18 protein-coding genes, 1 tRNA gene and 1 pseudogene are annotated in these 16,449 nt (G+C 56.7%); 14 read left to right on the forward strand and 6 right to left on the reverse strand.

Translation table 11 applies throughout. The features are described from left to right. Positions 1-45: 45 nt before the first annotated feature. Positions 46-306 carry a CopG family ribbon-helix-helix protein gene (locus SERRSCBI_RS00430; RefSeq protein WP_033639076.1) on the forward strand — a complete coding sequence of 87 codons (261 nt, stop codon included), beginning with the start codon at positions 46-48 and terminating at the stop codon, positions 304-306. Continuing rightward, positions 306-581 (forward strand): type II toxin-antitoxin system RelE/ParE family toxin, encoded by a 276-nt coding sequence (locus SERRSCBI_RS00435; protein ID WP_042783410.1) that lies wholly within the window; start codon positions 306-308, stop codon positions 579-581. The genes SERRSCBI_RS00430 and SERRSCBI_RS00435 overlap by 1 nt, the downstream gene beginning before the upstream one ends. Before the next feature lie 180 nt (positions 582-761). Here SERRSCBI_RS00435 and SERRSCBI_RS00440 read toward each other — a convergent pair whose 3' ends face one another. Further along, positions 762-2,009 carry an MFS transporter gene (locus SERRSCBI_RS00440; RefSeq protein WP_033633516.1) on the reverse strand — a complete coding sequence of 416 codons (1,248 nt, stop codon included), beginning with the start codon at positions 2,007-2,009 and terminating at the stop codon, positions 762-764. 217 nt (positions 2,010-2,226) lie between these two features. Here SERRSCBI_RS00440 and SERRSCBI_RS00445 point away from each other — a divergent pair, with 217 nt between their 5' ends. Next, positions 2,227-3,219: an acyltransferase gene (locus SERRSCBI_RS00445; RefSeq protein WP_042783411.1), complete on the forward strand. Its 993-nt coding sequence runs from the start codon at positions 2,227-2,229 to the stop codon at positions 3,217-3,219. Here SERRSCBI_RS00445 and SERRSCBI_RS00450 read toward each other — a convergent pair. The 3 genes from SERRSCBI_RS00450 to SERRSCBI_RS00460 form a co-directional block, all read right to left on the reverse strand. Further along, positions 3,214-4,137, reverse strand: a complete 924-nt coding sequence (locus tag SERRSCBI_RS00450; protein ID WP_042783412.1) for a GlxA family transcriptional regulator — start codon at positions 4,135-4,137, stop codon at positions 3,214-3,216. The two genes, SERRSCBI_RS00445 and SERRSCBI_RS00450, sit on opposite strands and share 6 nt — an antisense overlap. A gap of 2 nt (positions 4,138-4,139) precedes the next feature. Beyond that, on the reverse strand, positions 4,140-4,691 hold the full coding sequence (locus tag SERRSCBI_RS00455; RefSeq protein WP_033652293.1) for an isochorismatase family protein: 552 nt from the start codon (positions 4,689-4,691) through the stop codon (positions 4,140-4,142). A 100-nt stretch (positions 4,692-4,791) separates the two neighbouring features. After that, positions 4,792-6,180: an amidohydrolase family protein gene (locus tag SERRSCBI_RS00460; RefSeq protein WP_042783413.1), complete on the reverse strand. Its 1,389-nt coding sequence runs from the start codon at positions 6,178-6,180 to the stop codon at positions 4,792-4,794. A 208-nt stretch (positions 6,181-6,388) separates the two neighbouring features. On the opposite strand from SERRSCBI_RS00460, the gene SERRSCBI_RS00465 reads away from it, so the two are divergent. Further along, positions 6,389-7,009 (forward strand): nucleotidyltransferase domain-containing protein, encoded by a 621-nt coding sequence (locus SERRSCBI_RS00465; protein ID WP_033645102.1) that lies wholly within the window; start codon positions 6,389-6,391, stop codon positions 7,007-7,009. Next, positions 6,960-7,400 carry a hypothetical protein gene (locus SERRSCBI_RS00470; protein WP_042783414.1) on the forward strand — a complete coding sequence of 147 codons (441 nt, stop codon included), beginning with the start codon at positions 6,960-6,962 and terminating at the stop codon, positions 7,398-7,400. The genes SERRSCBI_RS00465 and SERRSCBI_RS00470 overlap by 50 nt, the downstream gene beginning before the upstream one ends. A gap of 6 nt (positions 7,401-7,406) precedes the next feature. Here SERRSCBI_RS00470 and SERRSCBI_RS00475 read toward each other — a convergent pair whose 3' ends face one another. Further along, on the reverse strand, positions 7,407-8,261 hold the full coding sequence (locus SERRSCBI_RS00475) for a LysR family transcriptional regulator (RefSeq protein ID WP_042783415.1): 855 nt from the start codon (positions 8,259-8,261) through the stop codon (positions 7,407-7,409). A gap of 126 nt (positions 8,262-8,387) precedes the next feature. Between SERRSCBI_RS00475 and SERRSCBI_RS00480 the strand changes: the two genes are divergently transcribed. The 8 genes from SERRSCBI_RS00480 to SERRSCBI_RS23845 all read left to right on the forward strand — a co-directional run bounded on the left by SERRSCBI_RS00480 (position 8,388) and on the right by SERRSCBI_RS23845 (position 14,845). Continuing rightward, positions 8,388-9,587 carry a cyanate transporter gene (locus tag SERRSCBI_RS00480; RefSeq protein WP_042783416.1) on the forward strand — a complete coding sequence of 400 codons (1,200 nt, stop codon included), beginning with the start codon at positions 8,388-8,390 and terminating at the stop codon, positions 9,585-9,587. Between the two features lie 75 nt (positions 9,588-9,662). Beyond that, entirely contained in the window at positions 9,663-11,006 is a 1,344-nt protein-coding gene (locus tag SERRSCBI_RS00485) for an esterase-like activity of phytase family protein (protein ID WP_042783417.1), read from the forward strand. 98 nt (positions 11,007-11,104) lie between these two features. Then, positions 11,105-11,199: transfer RNA gene (locus SERRSCBI_RS24590), tRNA-Sec, on the forward strand. A 168-nt stretch (positions 11,200-11,367) separates the two neighbouring features. Then, on the forward strand, positions 11,368-12,411 hold the full coding sequence (locus tag SERRSCBI_RS00490; protein ID WP_042783418.1) for a virulence RhuM family protein: 1,044 nt from the start codon (positions 11,368-11,370) through the stop codon (positions 12,409-12,411). A 298-nt stretch (positions 12,412-12,709) separates the two neighbouring features. Beyond that, entirely contained in the window at positions 12,710-12,808 is a 99-nt protein-coding gene (locus SERRSCBI_RS25300; RefSeq protein WP_369795888.1) for an Arm DNA-binding domain-containing protein, read from the forward strand. Positions 12,809-12,903: 95 nt separating this feature from the next. Further along, positions 12,904-13,068 carry a hypothetical protein gene (locus tag SERRSCBI_RS25305; RefSeq protein WP_369795889.1) on the forward strand — a complete coding sequence of 55 codons (165 nt, stop codon included), beginning with the start codon at positions 12,904-12,906 and terminating at the stop codon, positions 13,066-13,068. 243 nt (positions 13,069-13,311) lie between these two features. Continuing rightward, on the forward strand, positions 13,312-13,839 hold the full coding sequence (locus SERRSCBI_RS23840) for a hypothetical protein (protein ID WP_071883517.1): 528 nt from the start codon (positions 13,312-13,314) through the stop codon (positions 13,837-13,839). Positions 13,840-13,864: 25 nt separating this feature from the next. Further along, the gene (locus SERRSCBI_RS23845) at positions 13,865-14,845 is read left to right on the forward strand and encodes a hypothetical protein (protein WP_071883518.1); all 981 of its coding nucleotides are present in this window, start codon (positions 13,865-13,867) and stop codon (positions 14,843-14,845) included. Positions 14,846-15,252: 407 nt separating this feature from the next. Here SERRSCBI_RS23845 and SERRSCBI_RS00500 read toward each other — a convergent pair whose 3' ends face one another. Beyond that, entirely contained in the window at positions 15,253-15,579 is a 327-nt protein-coding gene (locus SERRSCBI_RS00500; protein ID WP_042785618.1) for a hypothetical protein, read from the reverse strand. A 440-nt stretch (positions 15,580-16,019) separates the two neighbouring features. On the opposite strand from SERRSCBI_RS00500, the pseudogene SERRSCBI_RS24975 reads away from it, so the two are divergent. Next, positions 16,020-16,100: pseudogene (locus tag SERRSCBI_RS24975) on the forward strand (transcriptional regulator); the annotation flags it as partial. Positions 16,101-16,449 lie beyond the last annotated feature (349 nt).

Raw genomic sequence — 16,449 nt, forward strand, 5'->3', positions numbered from 1 at the left:
CTTTAATCACTTTGATTGATATTGATTGTACTGAGGAGCAAGACGATGAATACGAAAGTCATCACCGCTCATGTCCCGCTGCCGTTGGCTGAAAAGGTGGATGAAATGGCCGCCAAACTTGAACGCTCACGGGGATGGATAGTGAAGCAAGCCCTCGCCGCCTGGCTTGAGCAAGAGGAAGAGCGCCGTCGGTTAACGCTGGCGGCGCTGGCCGATGTCGAACAGCAAAACGTTATCGATCATGAGTCGGTAGAAGCCTGGGCGGCCAGCCTGGACAGTGACGAGCCGCTGCCGGTACCGCGCTGATGGAGTTAAAATGGACGAGTAAGGCGCTACCGGATTTGGCGCGTTTGTTTGAGTTTCTTGCCTTGGCTAACCGCACTGCGGCAGCGAATTCGGTGAAGGCCTTGGTCGCCGCGCCTAAAGCGTTGCTCGATAATCCTCGCCTGAGTGAAAGACTGGACGAGTTTTTACCGCAGGAAGTGAGGCGTATTCTGGTCGGCCGTTATGAGATACGTTACCAGGTGCAGCCGGCAACGATTTATGTTCTGCGTATTTGGCATACCCGCGAAGAGCGATAGGCCGAATTCCCCTACCCGATAAACCTGACGCCGTGCCCGGCGGGCGATCTCCGTCCTGTCGGCGTTGCTGTTGTTGGCGGTAGCGGTGGTGGGAGCGGGGTATGCGCTGGGGGAGCTGCTCGGCTGAAGCCGCATAAAAAACGCCGGTCGGGAAACCAGACCGGCGTTTTATCGTCGCGCTTATGCCGCGCCGTTCGGCTGCGGCGTGGGGTCGCCGTTGCGGCGTTTGGCGAGGAACAGCGCCACCAACGTCAGCCAGCACAGGCCGCTGATAAGGTTGAACAGGTTGAACAGCCCGCTGCCGCCCCAGACGTAGGCGACCTTGGCCAGCTCGATGCCGACGGTGAACACCATCATGCTCAGCATGCCCATGGTGGCGGACACGGTGCCTTTGCTGACATTGCTGGAGAACAGCGTCAGGCGGTACAGCCCGGCGTTGGCGAGGCCGATGCCGAAGGCGTACAGGCTCAGGCCGGCGGTCATCCACAGGTAGGCGTGGCTGGAGAACTGAGTCGCCAGCGCGGCGATCAGCAGCCCCAGCAGCATCGGGCCTGCGCCCAGCTTGATCAGGCGCTCCACGCTGTTTTTGCCGGTCAGGCGCGCCAGCGTCAGGTTGCCGAGGATCAGCGCGCCGAACACCGGGATTTGCAGCAGGCCGTAATCCAGCGTCGACAACGACTCCCCGCTGATCAGGATCACCGGCGACTGGGCGATCCAGGCCAGCAGCGGCAGGCTGGCGAAACCGATCGCCAGGGCGCCGCACAGGAAGCGGCGGTTGCCCAGCACCTGGCGGTAGTCGCGCCACAGGTTGGCGGCGGAGAACGCCTCGCCCTGTAGCGTGGCGGTCTCCGGCATGGCTTTCCACAGGCCGTAGAAGGCGATGGCCGCCAGCGCCGCAAACAGCACGAACATGCTTTGCCACGGTGCGACGTGGATCAGCGCCGCACCGGCCAGCGGCCCCAGCAGCGGGGCGATCAGCGCCACGTTAGCCATCAGGGCGGTGATTTTGATGCACACCGCCTCTTCGAACGACTCCTGGATCGTGGCGTAGCCGACCGCGCCGATAAAGCACAGGCCGATGCCCTGCAGGAAACGCATGGCGATGAACTGCTCGATGGTGGTGACCAGCAGGATCGCCAGGCAGGAGACGATAAAGAACGCCACCCCGGCCAGCATCACCGGGCGACGGCCGCGGCGATCCGACAGCGGCCCGAGCAGCCACTGCAGGAAGATGCCGCCGGCCAGATAGGCGGTCATCGAGGTGGGCACCCACTCTTCGCCGGCGTTGAAATCCGCCACGACGGCCAGCATGCCGGGCTGAATCATATCGTTGCCGATATAGGTGGCGAACTCGAACAGCACCAGACAAAGAGGGAATAAAAGCGCCTGCCGGCCCAAACGTGCCGCAGGTGGTAATGTCGTTTTCATATTATTGTACTGATAGTAAAAGAGAAAAAGGAACTGCCAGGGCGGGAAGCGCAAACTGAGCGAGTTATGGCGGCTATTTTGCCGCCAATTGTTCACCTTCGCAATCATAAGGTGTTGTTTAAGTGCATTCTGATATTTCGCTTTTGGGTTGTCGCCGAACGCCGTGCCCGATAACCTCTTATTAACATATCAATATGACACAAGATCGGGCGAGCGTTTGAGCGAGAAAATCGGCTGGATAGACAACCTGCGGGCGATGGCGTGCATGATGGTAGTGATGATCCACGCCACCACCTATTACGTCACCAACGGCGCGGCGATAGGGTTGCACAACTGGGACATCGCCAACGTGCTGAACTCACTGTCGCGCGTGTCGGTGCCGCTGTTCTTTATGATTTCCGGCTACCTGTTCTTCGGCGAAAAGAGCGCCGGCCGGCGGCATTTCACCCGCATCGCCTGCTGCATTCTGTTCTACAGCGCCATCGCGCTGATCTACATCGCGGCCTTCACCAAGATCGGTTTCTGGCCGTCGCTGCGCGGCATCCTGCAAAAGCCGGTGTTCTATCATCTGTGGTTTTTCTACGCCATCGCGGTGATTTACCTGCTGTCGCCGCTGATTAGCGTCAAACCGGTATCGCGCCGCTACCTGGCCGCCGCGCTGGTGGTGTTGGCGGCGATCGCCAACCCGAATACCGATAAGCTGACCTTCGGCAACGCGCATCTGCTGCCGGTTAACCTGTATATCTACGGCGATACCTTCTACTACCTGCTGTATGCGTTGGCTGGACGGGCGATTGGCATGATGGAGGCGCGCGGGCGCGCCGTGGGCTGGTTGGCGGCGTTGGGATTTGCGCTGTGCGTGGCGCTGATCGCGCGCGGCACCAAACATCAGCTGTTCATCAACGGCAACTTCGCCGATACCTACTATATCTACAGCGGCCCGCTGGTGTTTATGGCGGCGGTGGCGCTGCTGGTGTGGGTGAAACACTGTCTGCCGCAGCCGATCGGCTGGCTGAGCGTATTTTCCCGTCATTCGCTGGCGATTTACGGTTTTCACGCCCTTATCGTCAACGTGATGCGCAATCGGCACCTGGATTTCACCGGCCACCCGCTGCTGGATATCTTCTGGGTGTTCGGCGTGGCGTTGGGGGGCAGCCTGCTGCTGTCTGTCGGCCTGCAGCGGCTGGATACCCGCCGGCTGGTGTCATAGCGGCGAGCGCTGGCGCTGCTGGGCGCGGCGCAGTTGCCGCCCGGAAGAAAACCCAGCCGCCAGCGCGGCCTTCTCCAAGCCATACCCTTGCTGCAGGCGTTGTTGCGCCACCGCCAGCCGCAGCTGCTCATGATATTCCCGCACGCTGATGCCGACGTGGCTGCGAAACAGCCGCGCCAGGTGGCGGCTGCTGACGTGCGCCTTCTCCGCTATCTGCGGCACTGACCAGTCGGCCTCCGGCTCTGCGGCCATCACGTCCTGCGCGCGGTGCACCGCCGGGTGCAGGTGGTTGCGGTAGCGCAGCCAGGGCGACAGCTGCGGATCGTCGCCGGCGCGGCGGAAATAAACCACCATGTCGCGTGCGACGTCGCGCGCCCGGCCGGAGCCACAGTGGCGGTGGACCAGGTGCAGCGCCAAATCGATGCCGGTGGTGATGCCCGCGCTGGTGTAGACGCCGCGGTCTTCGACGAAGATGCGGTTCTCTTTCACCTGCGCCGCCGGCGCCTGCAGGCGGATACGTTCGATGACGTCGTGGTGGGTGGTGCACTGATAGCCGTCGAGCAGCCCGGCCTGCGCCGCCAGCAGCGCGCCGGAACAGATGCACACCAGGGTGATGCGCTGCCGTTGCAGATTGGGCCGCAGCGTCGCCAGCCAGCGGCGCGCCTGCTCGGCCTCCTCTCCGGCGAAATAGTGCTGCGAATCGCCGACGCCCGGCAGCACCAGGATGGCGCCGTCTTCCAGGCGCTCGGGCAACGGCTGCAGGCCGCTCAGCGTCATGCCGATGGAGCAGACGATCTGCGGCGCCGGGCTGAGGTAACGCAGGCTGAACTGCCCGGCGAGGCGCAGGGTTTCCGCCGGGCCGCTGACGTCCAGCGACAGCACGTTGGGCAACAGCAGAAAATAGACGGCCTGCGACATGATTACTCCTGTGCGAGTTGCGCCAGCGCCTCATCCACGCTGGCGATGCGGGCGAAACGATCGACCAGTACGGTTTCAGTATGCCGCTTCAACTGCGCGGGGGTAAAGACTTCGCCGTCGGGATGGCGCATCGGGAAGGTTAACGTCGCCTCGGTGACGAAAGTCACCCGATAACCGAGATCGGACGCCACCCGGGTGGTGGTCTCGCAGCACTGCTCGGTGCGGATGCCGGAGACGATCAGATGGTTGATATCCCGCGCGCGCAGCCAGGCGTCGAGGCCGGATTCGGTCAGCGCATTGTGCACATGCTTGTGCACGGTGATATCCGCCTGGTGGGTGAGGAACGGCAGGCGCTGCACATGGCCCGAAGCCAGTGAGAACGGCCCTTGCGGCGAAACGTGCAGCACGTCGACCAGGGCCGCGCCGCGCTGTCGGCAGCCCGCAATCAGGCGGGTCAGCGCCTGTTGAAACGCCGGCAGATCGTCCTCCTGCCAGAATGGACGGTGCTGGAATGATTGCTGGACATCGATGATCAATAACGCGCTCTGTGACATTTTCGGCCCTCCGCCAGTGTGTGTAGCGACCATCTTGCGCCGCGTCTTACTCTGGCAGAAGGCCAAAAACGGCCATCATGATGACAACAACGGACCGACCCTAGGCTTTGCTCACCTGGCCGGCGACCAGGCGCCCCTGATGGAAGGTGGCGCTACGCGCCGGCAGACGGGCGACCGCCTCGGCGGAACAGCTGGCGTTGACCAGCACGAACTCGGCGGCATCGCCGGCTTTCGGCCAGGCGCGCTGCCCCTTATCGTCCAGTGGCAGCACGCCGCCGGTGGAGATGGCCATGGCGCGCGACAGGTGATACTCGTCGGAACCGCGGTACAGCTGGGCGTACAGATTGGCCTTCTCCAGGATGTCGCCGGTGCCGAACGGCGACCAGTGGTCGATCACGCTGTCGGTGCCGGTCATCACGAACACCCCTTTCTCACTGAGCTGCGGCAGCGGCATCATCAGGCCGCCGATCGGCACCGTGGAGGCGATGGTGATCTGCTGCGCCGCCAGCCGGGTGGCGGTTTCCGCCAGTTCGCCCGGCGTCAACGTGGTCAGGGCGAAAGCGTGGCTGATGGTGACCTTGCCGCGCAGCGCCGGGTTTTTCTCCACGGTGGCGATCATGTAGTTGATGGCGGCGACCCCGGCCGGGCTGGTTTCATGCAGGTGGATATCCACGCCTTTGCCGGTATCGAGGGCGATCTGGAACATGGCGTCGAGCGACTTCTCCATCGCGCCGTCGACGTTGGTCGGATCGAGCCCGCCGACGTACTGCACGCCCATCTGCATCGCTTCGCGCATCAGCGCGTCGACCCTGGAGTGCAGCAGCCCGTGCTGCGGGAAAGCGACGATTTCACAGCTGAAGTCCGCCCGGTGCTTTTCCAGCGCGCGCTGCAGGTGCTCCAGGCTTTTCAGGCCGCTGACCGGATCGATATTGCAGTGGCTGCGCGCCACGGTGCTGCCTTTGGACTGCAGCAGGGCGATCAGGTTTTCCGCCCGTTGCTGCGAGGTGGGCAGCAGTGTCGGGATCAGCGTCTGCTCCAGCGCGATCATGTCCATGATGGTCTTGCCCTGGCGCGGGCGCGGCGCCTGCCACGGGCCGCTGTAGAAGGTTTTGTCCAGGTGGATGTGCATATCGCGAAATGCCGGCAGCAGCAGCCGGCCCTGCGCCTTATAGCGGGGCACGCCGGCGGGCAACGCGGCGTTGGCGGCGTGAATGGCGGCGATCTTGCCGTCTTTGATCTCCAGGGTGTACAGCGCGGTGCGGGTGCCGATCACCGTTTCGCCGTCGTATTCAAAGCCGTCTTCCAGCCGCACCTCGCTCAGGCAGTAGTGACGATCGGTCAGGGTCATCGGCGTTGGCGCACACGGCTCGCCGCCAGGCGAAGCGGCCTGCGCCATGCCGCCGGTCAGGCCGATCACCGCGCAAGCGGTGGTGAGTTTGCCGGTTTGGCTGAGGAAGGCTCTGCGGCCCGGTTGTTGAGGGTTTTCCACGTTCGGTTCCTTAATCCAGAGGTGAGGTGGGTGAAAACATCCCCCAATTTAGGAGAGGAACCGGCCGGTTGGCAGCGACATTTGCCACTGGTGACTATTCGATTTGGTAATGACCGGCGTGCGCCGGGGCAAGGATTTTCCTGGCTTGCTCTTTCGTAGCTTTAATGGCTACATTTGTAGTCATTAAAGCTACATTGAGGTCAGCGTTATGCACGATCCGATGCTCGAGTTGCTGTTCAGCGAATACCGTAGAAAAGTGCTAAGCCTGCTGTTTATTGAAGCCGGGCGTGCGTTTCATGTGCGAGAAATTGCGCGGCGCACCGCAACTCAGGCCGGCACTTTACATAAAGAGTTGAGCAGGTTGGCGGAGAGCGGCATCTTGCTCAGGCAGCGGCAGGGCAACCAAATTTGCTATCAGGCCAACGCCGATTGCCTGATTTTCCCTGAGCTGGCGGCGATTTTCCGCAAGGTTTGCGGGCCGGCGGAGTGCTTAAGGCAGACATTGGCAGCGTTTGGCGAAGCTATTGAACGCGCTTTTATTTTTGGTTCTGTCGCCAGTGGCAAAGCGACGGCGGCCAGTGATATCGATGTTCTGATCGTCGGCAAACTGTCTTTTGCGGAGGTGATTCAGGCGGTTTACCCGCTGCAGGCAACGCTGGGTCGGGAAATTAACCCCAAACTGTATTCGCCTGAAGAGTGGCGAGCGGCTTTGGCCGAGAACTCCGCGTTTATTCAGGACATTATGGATAAACCCCAACTCTGGATTGTGGGAGACAAGGATGACGCTGGACAATCTGGTCGGGCTGGGACTGGAGGTGATAACGCCTGACGCGGGGGCGATTAAAAAATTGCTGGCCGCCGCCGCTCGCAACCGACGCGATGCGGGTATCACTCAGCTTAGCAATGAGAGCCGTTTCGACACGGCATATAAGGCGGTCATGCAAATGGCGAATGCCGCTTTACAAGCCAAAGGATACCGCACGCTGACCAGCAAACCCGGCCATCACCAGATCATGATCCCATCGTTGCCGCTCACCGTAGGGCTGCCGCGAGAGGAAATGATCTGCCTGGATGCATTGCGAAAACAGCGCAACGTGGCGGATTATTCCGGCGACTTGGTGACGGACGCGGCGGTACAGGCTTGCCTTGAGCAGACAGAAGCGCTGTGGGTACGGATTATCGACTGGCTGCAGCGCGAACATCCGCAGATAGTGGCGTAAGCTGCCTTACTTCAGCCCGCAAAACGCCGCCAGCCGCTGGGCCAGCGCCAGCGTGGCGGCGGGGGCGCCGTCGCGGTAGTAGAGCGCCAGTTCGAAGCTGTCTATCGGCGGCAATCCTTCGGCCGCGCCCAGCACCCGGTGCGTCGGCAAACGGCAGCCGGCCGGCAGCAGGGTGACGCCCAGCCCGGCGGCCGAAGCGGCGGTCAGCGCCGCCAGGCTGGCGCTGCTGTAGCCGATGCGCCAGCGTTTGCCGAGGGTGTCCAGAGCCTGGCACAGCTCGTCGCGGTACAGGCCGTTCAGTGGAAATACCGCCAGCGGCACCGGCGATTGCTCGATGGCCGGGAAGGCCAGGCTGTCCAGCCACAGCAGCGGTTCCGGCCGCGCGGCGCGCGGCGGTTGCCGGCGGCGCTGCTTCACCAGGATCAGATCCAGCTCTTCACGCGCGTAGGCGTTGTGCAGATCGGCGCTCAGGCCGCTGGCGACGTCCAGCCGCAGGTGCGGGTGCTCGCGACTGAATTCGGCCAACAGCCCGGTGGTGGGCACGGCGAAATCCTCCGGCATGCCGATCCGCAGCACGCCGTCGCGCCAGATGCCGGTCAGCGCATCGTGGGCTTCTTCATTCAGCGCGATAATGCGGCGCGCGTAGCTCAACAGCTTGACGCCTTCTTCGGTCAGCAGCACCTGATGCGAGGAACGCTCAAACAGCGGCTTGCCCAGCATCTCTTCCAGCCGGCGCACCTGCTGGCTGACGGTGGACTGCGACAAAAACACCCGCTCTGCGGCGCGGGTGAAGCTGTTGCTGTCGCACACGGCGACGAAGCTGAGCAGCAGCTGCGGATTGAACATCGGGTAGCGATTCATTTTCCCACTGTTGGCTATTTTATTATTTAATTTCCCAATACTAGCGGCGTTGCCTACAGTAACGCAACGCTGCGGCGATCGCGCTGTGACGCCGCACTCTTCATTTCGCAGTACCAGGAATATGCCGTGTTAAATCATTCTGTTAATTCACCTTCTCCACGCCGTTGGCTCAACCCCCTGTTGCTGGCGCTGGTGTTGATCGGCCTGAACATGCGGCCGCTGTTGACCTCGATCGGCCCGTTGCTGCCGACGTTGCGCCAGGCCACCGGGCTGAGTTTTGGCGGCGCGGCGCTGTTGACCACGCTGCCGGTGCTGATGATGGGCCTGATGGCGCTGGCGGGCGGCGCCATCAACCGACTGTTCAGCGAACGCAGCGCCGTGGCGTTGAGCCTGTTGGCGATCGGGCTGGGCGCGCTTTGGCGCGAACTGGCCCCCGGCAGCGTGCAACTGCTGATGAGCGCGGTGCTGGGCGGGCTCGGCATCGGGGTGATCCAGGCGGTGATGCCCGGCATCATCAAGCATCACTTCCTCAAAAGCATGGCGCTGGTGGCCGGGCTGTGGTCGGCGGCGCTGATGGGCGGTGGCGGGTTGGGGGCGGCGATCACGCCGTGGCTGATGAGCGTAGGGCACGACTGGCACAGCGCACTGGCCTGGTGGGCGTTGCCGGCCCTGGTGGCGCTAGTGGCCTGGTGGCCGGTCAGCCGGGGGCTGTCTCGCCTTAGCGCGGCGGGAGAACACCGCGAGCCAGGCCTGCTGCGCAACCGGCGCGCCTGGCTGCTCGGCGCCTATTTCGGCCTGATCAACGGCGGCTATACCAGCCTGATCGCCTGGTTGCCGCCGTATTACATGCAGCTCGGCTGGCAGCCGCAGGCCAGCGGTTCGCTGCTGGCGCTGATGACCTTCGGCCAGGTCGTGGGCGCGCTGCTGTTGCCGGCGCTGGCGCGCAATCATGACCGGCGGCCGCTGTTGTTGCTGGCGCTGATGATGCAACTGATCGGCTTTATCGGCCTGATTTATCTACCGCAGACGCTGCCGTGGCTGTGGGTGTTGCTTTCCGGGCTGGGGCTGGGCGGCGCGTTCCCGCTGTGTCTGGTGCTGGCGCTCGATCACTTGCACCAGCCGGCGGCGGCCGGGCGACTGGTGGCCTTCATGCAGGGCGTTGGCTTCCTGCTGGCGGGCGTCACGCCTTACCTCTCCGGCCTGCTGCGCGACTATAGCGGTGGCTTCGTGCTGGACTGGCAGATCCACGCGCTGCTGGTGGTGGTGTTGATCGCCATCACCTGGCGCTTCCATCCGCACAGCTACCGGCGGGCGTTCGCCGAATAATATTTCTGTCATTGCCGCTCCCTATAGTGACGTTACTTTTACTTCTGGGCGATAACAACGAAAAGGGACAATGACATGCACAACACCAAAACCCGGCTGGCGCTGCTGGTCGGCTGCATGGCGCTGAGCGCCAACCTGTGGGCCGACGCGCAGCCGGTGCCGGCGACGTTGGCGGGGCATGCGCTGCTGCCGGTGAAATCCGCCGTTTCCACACCGAAGGACGCGCCGAGCGATCTGCAGCAGAGCGGCAAATACACCAGCGGGAAACGCGTCACCGAGTTGGGCAGCGTGGCGGGTAAATCCGCCGATCGCCTGACCGGCATCGGCTTGCCGATCAACGGCCAGCCGCTGCAGGGCCACTCCGGCATCAAACACATGCCCGACGGCACCTACTGGGTGCTGACCGACAATGGTTTCGGCAGCAAGGCCAACTCCCCGGACGCCATGCTGTACCTCAACCACTACAAGATCGATTTCAAAGACGGCACGGTCGCGCCGCTGAAGACGGTGTTCCTGCACGATCCGGATAAAAAGGTGCCGTTCCACATCATCAACGAGAGCACCGAGCAGCGCTATCTGACCGGCAGCGATTTCGATCCGGAAAGCTTCCAGTTTGCCGACGATGCCTTATGGATCGGTGAAGAGTTCGGGCCTTACCTGATCAAGGCCGACCTGAACGGCAAGGTGCTGGCGGTGTTCGACACCAAAGTGGACGGCAAGGTGGTGAAATCGCCGGACAACCCGACGCTAACCCTGCCGGGCGCGCCGGACGGCAAACAGAACTTCCAGGTGGCGCGTTCCAAAGGCTTTGAAGGCATGGCCGCCTCACCGGACGGCAGTAAGCTGTACCCGCTGCTGGAAGGGGCGCTGTGGGATGGCGAACAGTTCGAGAACGTCGGCGGCAAACGCTACCTGCGGGTGCTGGAGTTCGACGTCAAACAGCAGGCCTGGACCGGCCGCAGCTGGCAGTACGTACTGGAAGACAACCAGAATGCCATCGGCGACTTCAACATGATCGACGCCACCCACGGGCTGGTGATCGAGCGCGACAACGGCGAAGGCACGCCGGATAAAGCCTGCGCCGCCGGCGCGCCAACCGACAACTGCTTCAGCCAGGTGGCCAAGTTCAAGCGAGTGTATAAAATCGCCTTCTCGGACGCCAACGTCGGTAAACCGGTCGAAAAACTGGGCTATATCGACCTGATGAACATTCAGGATCCGAACAAGCTGGCGCGCAAGCCACTGAACGACGGCGTGCTGACCTTCCCGTTCTTCACCATTGAGAACGTGGACGTGGTGGACGCCAACCACATCATCGTCGGCAACGACAACAACTTCCCGTTCTCCTCCAGCCGCCAGCCCAATATGGCGGATGACAACGAGTTCATCCTGTTGGACGTGAAGGATTTCCTGAAGTAGCGCTCCCCGGCCGCCGAATCGCCGGCGGCCGCCATTTCCCGCTTAGCGCAGCGAACAAACTGCGCTATAATCAGCGCCTTGCTTCTTATCTTCTCCAAGGAAGATCCTCGTCCCCGGTGGGGCGGCCGGACTTCAAATCCGGTTGGGGCCGCCAGCGGTCCTGGGCAGGTTCGACTCCTGTGATCTTCCGCCAAATTACTGTTTCCCTCACTTTCTTAAATTCAACAAAATCCTATCCAAGCGAGTCAGCTTGCAGACATTTTTTGGAAAATAACTGTTGTTCGAGTAATGAGCTTTGATGTGGTTCTCTGGCATACTGAGCGAATTACAGCGTTGTCAGTTAGATTAAAGCGGAGGCGACATGGCAAACAAGCACTTAACCCAATCACCGGCAGGTGAGTTTGTTATGTTTGCCAGCGATGATGGCGAAGTGCGCGTTGAATGTCGATTTGAGCAAGAAACGCTGTGGTTGCCCCAGGCGACCATCGCGAATCTTTATCAAGTGACTCCCCAGGCGATTACGCAGCACATCAAAGCAATCTACGAAGAAGCGGAACTTGAACAAAACGCAACCTGTAAGTCTTACTTACAGGTTCAGCAGGAAGGGGCCCGTCAGGTAAGTCGCAATCTCATGCACTATAGTCTGCCTGTTATTCTTGCCGTTGGCTATCGTGTTCGTTCGCCTCGTGGCACCCAATTTCGCCAGTGGGCGACCCAAACGCTTCAGGAATACCTGATCAAAGGCTTCGTGATGGATGACGAGCGGCTTAAAAATCCGCCCGTGGGTTCATCCGCTGTGCCTGATTACTTTGATGAGATGCTGGAGCGCATCCGTGATATCCGTGCCAGTGAACGTCGGGTTTACTTGCGGATTAGGGAGATCTTCGCATTAGCTGCCGACTATCAGCCGTCACTTAAAGAGACAACGTTGTTTTTCCAAACTATCCAAAACAAGCTGCATTTTGCCTGCACCGGCCACACCGCTGCCGAACTCATCTATCAGCGGGCTGACGCCAACCAGCCCCATATGGGCTTGAGCAGCTATAAGGGCGAGGAAGTACGCAAAAGCGACGTAACGGTGGCGAAAAATTACCTCAATCAGGACGAAGTCAGCGAACTCAATCGCGTGGTCAACATGTGGTTAGATTTCGCTGAAGATCAGGCGCGGCGTCGTCAACAGGTGTTCCTGCGTGATTGGCAGGATAAGCTGGATCAGTTTCTACAATTTAACGACCGTGACGTTCTGCAAGGTGCTGGCACGGTCAGTAAGAAAGCGGCAGATGAAAAAGCGCAGGCTGAATACGTCCAGTATGCCGAGCAGCAGCGCCGCTTAAAAGAAGCTGCGGGGGAACAGGATATTGCCGGTTTACTGCAGTGGAAAACAGACACCAAAAAGCGTCCATAAAGCCTCTTAAACTCCACAAGCAAAATCATTTGGGGGCATAATAGGGGGCATGGTTCAAAATCGAACTGGGTAAAACTTAGTAAATTCAACTGAAATTGCTATCAAATGTGACTCCTGTGATCGCCAATTGACCATAACTGAACTCTCTCAACGTCCACTAAACCCCCATTAAACCCTTATGTATCGAGCCTTCCTTGTATTCCGGAGTCTACTGGTATCAATAACAATCAATAGTATCACTTGATGCCCGTAGCAAACCCTATAAATTTTCTACCGGTAGAGGCTCTATCTGCTGGTAGTGCCTACAGGCTCAAAATACTGGCGTCTGAAGTACCACATAGACGGAAAGGAGAAAAGCCTGGCATTCGGGACATATTCAGTTTTCACGATTGGGTGAAAATCTGACCATCGTTACTGATGTCATCTCATTCTGGAGCAGGATAAAGGTCTAACGGCCATCACTCGCCAGATCGCAAACTCTAGCAAGACCTGATGAATCGTTCTGGAATGCTATCGCTGATGAATGCGCAAGCCTGCGACCAGTGCTACAAGAGCCTGGAGAGTAAAGACCTGGCCGCCATCATTGAAAAAAGCATCTACAGCATGTTTGAGCTGTTGCACAATGATAAGGGGAGGTGTTTAATTATGGGGGGGTAACGTTTTAAGCCGCTTTTCTGAGATTACAAAACCAACAATCCTTGGTTTTTCGGCAAGAAAATCCTTGTCAGTAATTTGGTTAGTAACAATAATCAGAGCTGACCGTTAACTAATTGCTAAAGGCAGAGGTTGTCAAATACCCATATAACAATTAGCAACGTTGTGGGTAGTACTAGAGTTATAATGAGATATCATAAGCTATTATGTACATAGGACTCTCATCGAATCATAAGGATAGTAAATATGCATAGTGAGCAAGATGTTGAAAAATACCAAGATGTAATAAAAAAATTATCTCTTATCGATGATCTTGAGGACTGGCATCGTCACACTCGCATATTCGAAATACAAAAAGAAGATAAAAAATATATCTATGAATCAGCTAGGCAGCTATGGATAAAACGCAAAATATCTGATGGTAGCTTACTTTTGCACCCAGATATACGAGAAGAGTTGATTGAAAGAGAATATAACCCACTATCTATCCATAAAAAAATGATTTGGGCAAGTATATTAGCTTCTTATGATGGTTGTGATAGCAAGGAATATTTCAAAAGAGTAAAGAAAAAAATAATTAAAAAATATGGAAATAAATGGTGGGTTGATGTTTATAATAGAATAAAACCTACTTTTGCTGCAAGGCAACGTATAATTGAACAAATCAGTTCAACAGGGCCAAATTTGAAATATGCAGCTTCACAGAGTCTATTTTTTAGAGGGATGTTAAACGAGTCGCGTGATGATGCATTAAGAATGATTCCAAAAGAATAATCAGTGAGATACAGAGGAGGTACACATGTTTGGTCTATTAAGTATTCCAGTTGTTCGTAATTGGATAGAGGCTTCAAAGAAAAGACACTCTGCGAGTGTGTTTGGGGAAATTAAATTCTCAGTGGTTTGGACTGATAAAAAAGATGAATGTGGTCATCTATTAGTTCCGGTAGACCCCATAAATCTTGTCGCTCAAATCAATGCAAGTCCATTCATTCTCCTGAATAGTCACGATCCAGGAAAACCGTTGGGTCAGGTTATTGAGTGTGCTAATTTCGAGAGTAAAGACGGTGAAAATTTTATTGTGGCAGCATTAGGGTTCTATGCTGGTGGTGAAAATTTAGAATTTAGAAAATTAAATATTGATATAAGCGAAGTGGTATCTCCGCCAGGAGAACTACCAGCATTAACAAATGGTGTTTGGATTGATTTTGCTGTAGATCCAAGAGAAGTTGATTCAGAATGGTCAGAAGAAGTTACATGTAATGCTCCTATTAAAATCAGGAGTATTGAGCTTTCACATAATTCTGCTGAGGTTATACAAGAGTTAATCCGAGTTGGACTTCCCTATTTAGCGATTGTCTGGAATCCTTTTGTAACAGCTATCGCATCTGAGGCAGGGAAGAATACTTATGTTGCAATCAGCAAGTGGGTACGTCAACTACTAGAAAAACTTGAAAAAAGACAATCACCTATACTCTCTTTACAGTCACACCAACAAGATTGTCAAGTATCATTTCTTTTTCGAGGCAAAGACATAAAGTTAAATTATGCGGCTCATGATGCTCTATCTAACGCTGCAGCCCAAGCTGCTTTAATAATAAATAAACTTAAAATACGTGAGATGCCAGCACGAGAGTTAATTTATGAATTTGATAAGGATACATTAAGATGGTATCCATCATATGCTATTCTAAATGATAATAGGATTGTCACGGACAGTAGTAAGCTTATCGCTATTGAACAACTTCCACCAGAATTAAGTCTAGGTATTTCTATTGACTAGATTCTGTCCGTGACTTGAAGAATTAAATGTTCATTCACCAAAACAACTAATATCAGTAAGCCTTTTATAGGGCTAAGCAATTACAATGATGAAGAGGTGCGCTAAAGCGGTATAACGGTGACCCAAAATTACCACAATCAGGATGAGCTCTGCGTGCCTAACCGTGTGGCAAGCATGTGGTTGAGTTTTGTCGAAGATCAGGTTTGGCGTCGTCACGGTGCTCAGACTTTCCCTTAAGAGGCCCCCCGCATTACAGAACGGCTTCAGAGTTCATGCCGCCGCTGATATACCTCCCGGCCCATTGCATCAGGGCCAGCGATATCAGTTCTGGTTCGTTAAGTGGAATGCTCACAAACAGCCTGAACTGCGGGGGAGGCAATTAAGAACCGCGCTTACCCTGATACAGGCTAGGGCTGATAAATAGTGCCTTCATGCATCTGCAACAGATGGTTGTTCGCCTGTTCACTAAGTTCCGACAGAGCGGGGAGCAGATGCGCAGAGGCTATGAGCCAGGCGCTGATTTGCACCCTGCTGTTCGTTGAGATTGATGTCCCGTTCTCCAGAGATTCAGCCAGATACGCTAACCCATGGCATAACCCTTCTGCGGATTCCTGAGCTACGGCGCTGAGATCGCACAATTGGATATCGCTGAGTTTGTAGAATTGCAGGTCGGCAATGAGGTTTCGGAAGATAGAGATGGAGCTGTCGGTGAATGTTTGATTCATTTCAGTCATGATGATGTGCCCTTGAAGGATGGTTATCACCACTGCCAAAGAGTTCCAAGCTTTGGTGGTGGCCCAGACAGGTTTGGAACTCCGGCCCTTCAATCACCGGCCAACCTTGCGGTTGTCCTGCCTGAGCCACCGAACTGAGTGTGCACGTAGGCGCTGAAAAAACACAAGTCTTTTCAGAGTTGAAGGGGACGGGGTTCCAATCCCGGTTGCGGATTTTGCCGCAGCAAGAAGACTATATTCCGGGGATAACGTACAGAAAATAGTCTGAATGAATTTACAGATGTTTGTTGCGGGGATTGGAATCGAGCTCGCAAAAAGCGTAGCAGTGTTAGACTCTGACCAACCTGTCTGTTAAACGTCACCAGCACCTCTATCGCTTAGGTGCGCACACGCGCACTAGCCGCTATCTGACGGAGCAGACCAAAGAGGCCTAGTACCAGTGCCAGAATATCGACTGCTCCAGTACGTTTAAAACGCGAGAGAGTATCGAACACGTGATCCGCCAACCATTGCCGCCATAATCGATAATGGCTCCGGTATTACCACCACCGGAACGCCAAGTATTGAACTGTTACGGTAATAATAATTTTCTTCATTGATTAATAGAGTCCGCTCCTTTTTTAAGGGGCGTTTTTTATTGCCTTCTCTTTCCGCTTTTTTGTGGATTTTTCTCTGGCGGGCCTCTCATTTTGAGCATGCATGCATAGGGGGAATGATTTTGCATGACTATAATGCTATTACCATGCACTAACCGCATCAGTGCTGGTGCGGTTTGGGGCCGGTCATGCAACTGCATGAAAAGCTACACATAAAGCTACACATAAAGCGGGCAGGCGAGGTGGGGATAGCATTGCGCGCTGTTGCTTAAAC

This window comes from Serratia sp. SCBI (assembly GCF_000747565.1).
Taxonomy (GTDB): Bacteria; Pseudomonadota; Gammaproteobacteria; order Enterobacterales; family Enterobacteriaceae; genus Serratia; species Serratia ureilytica.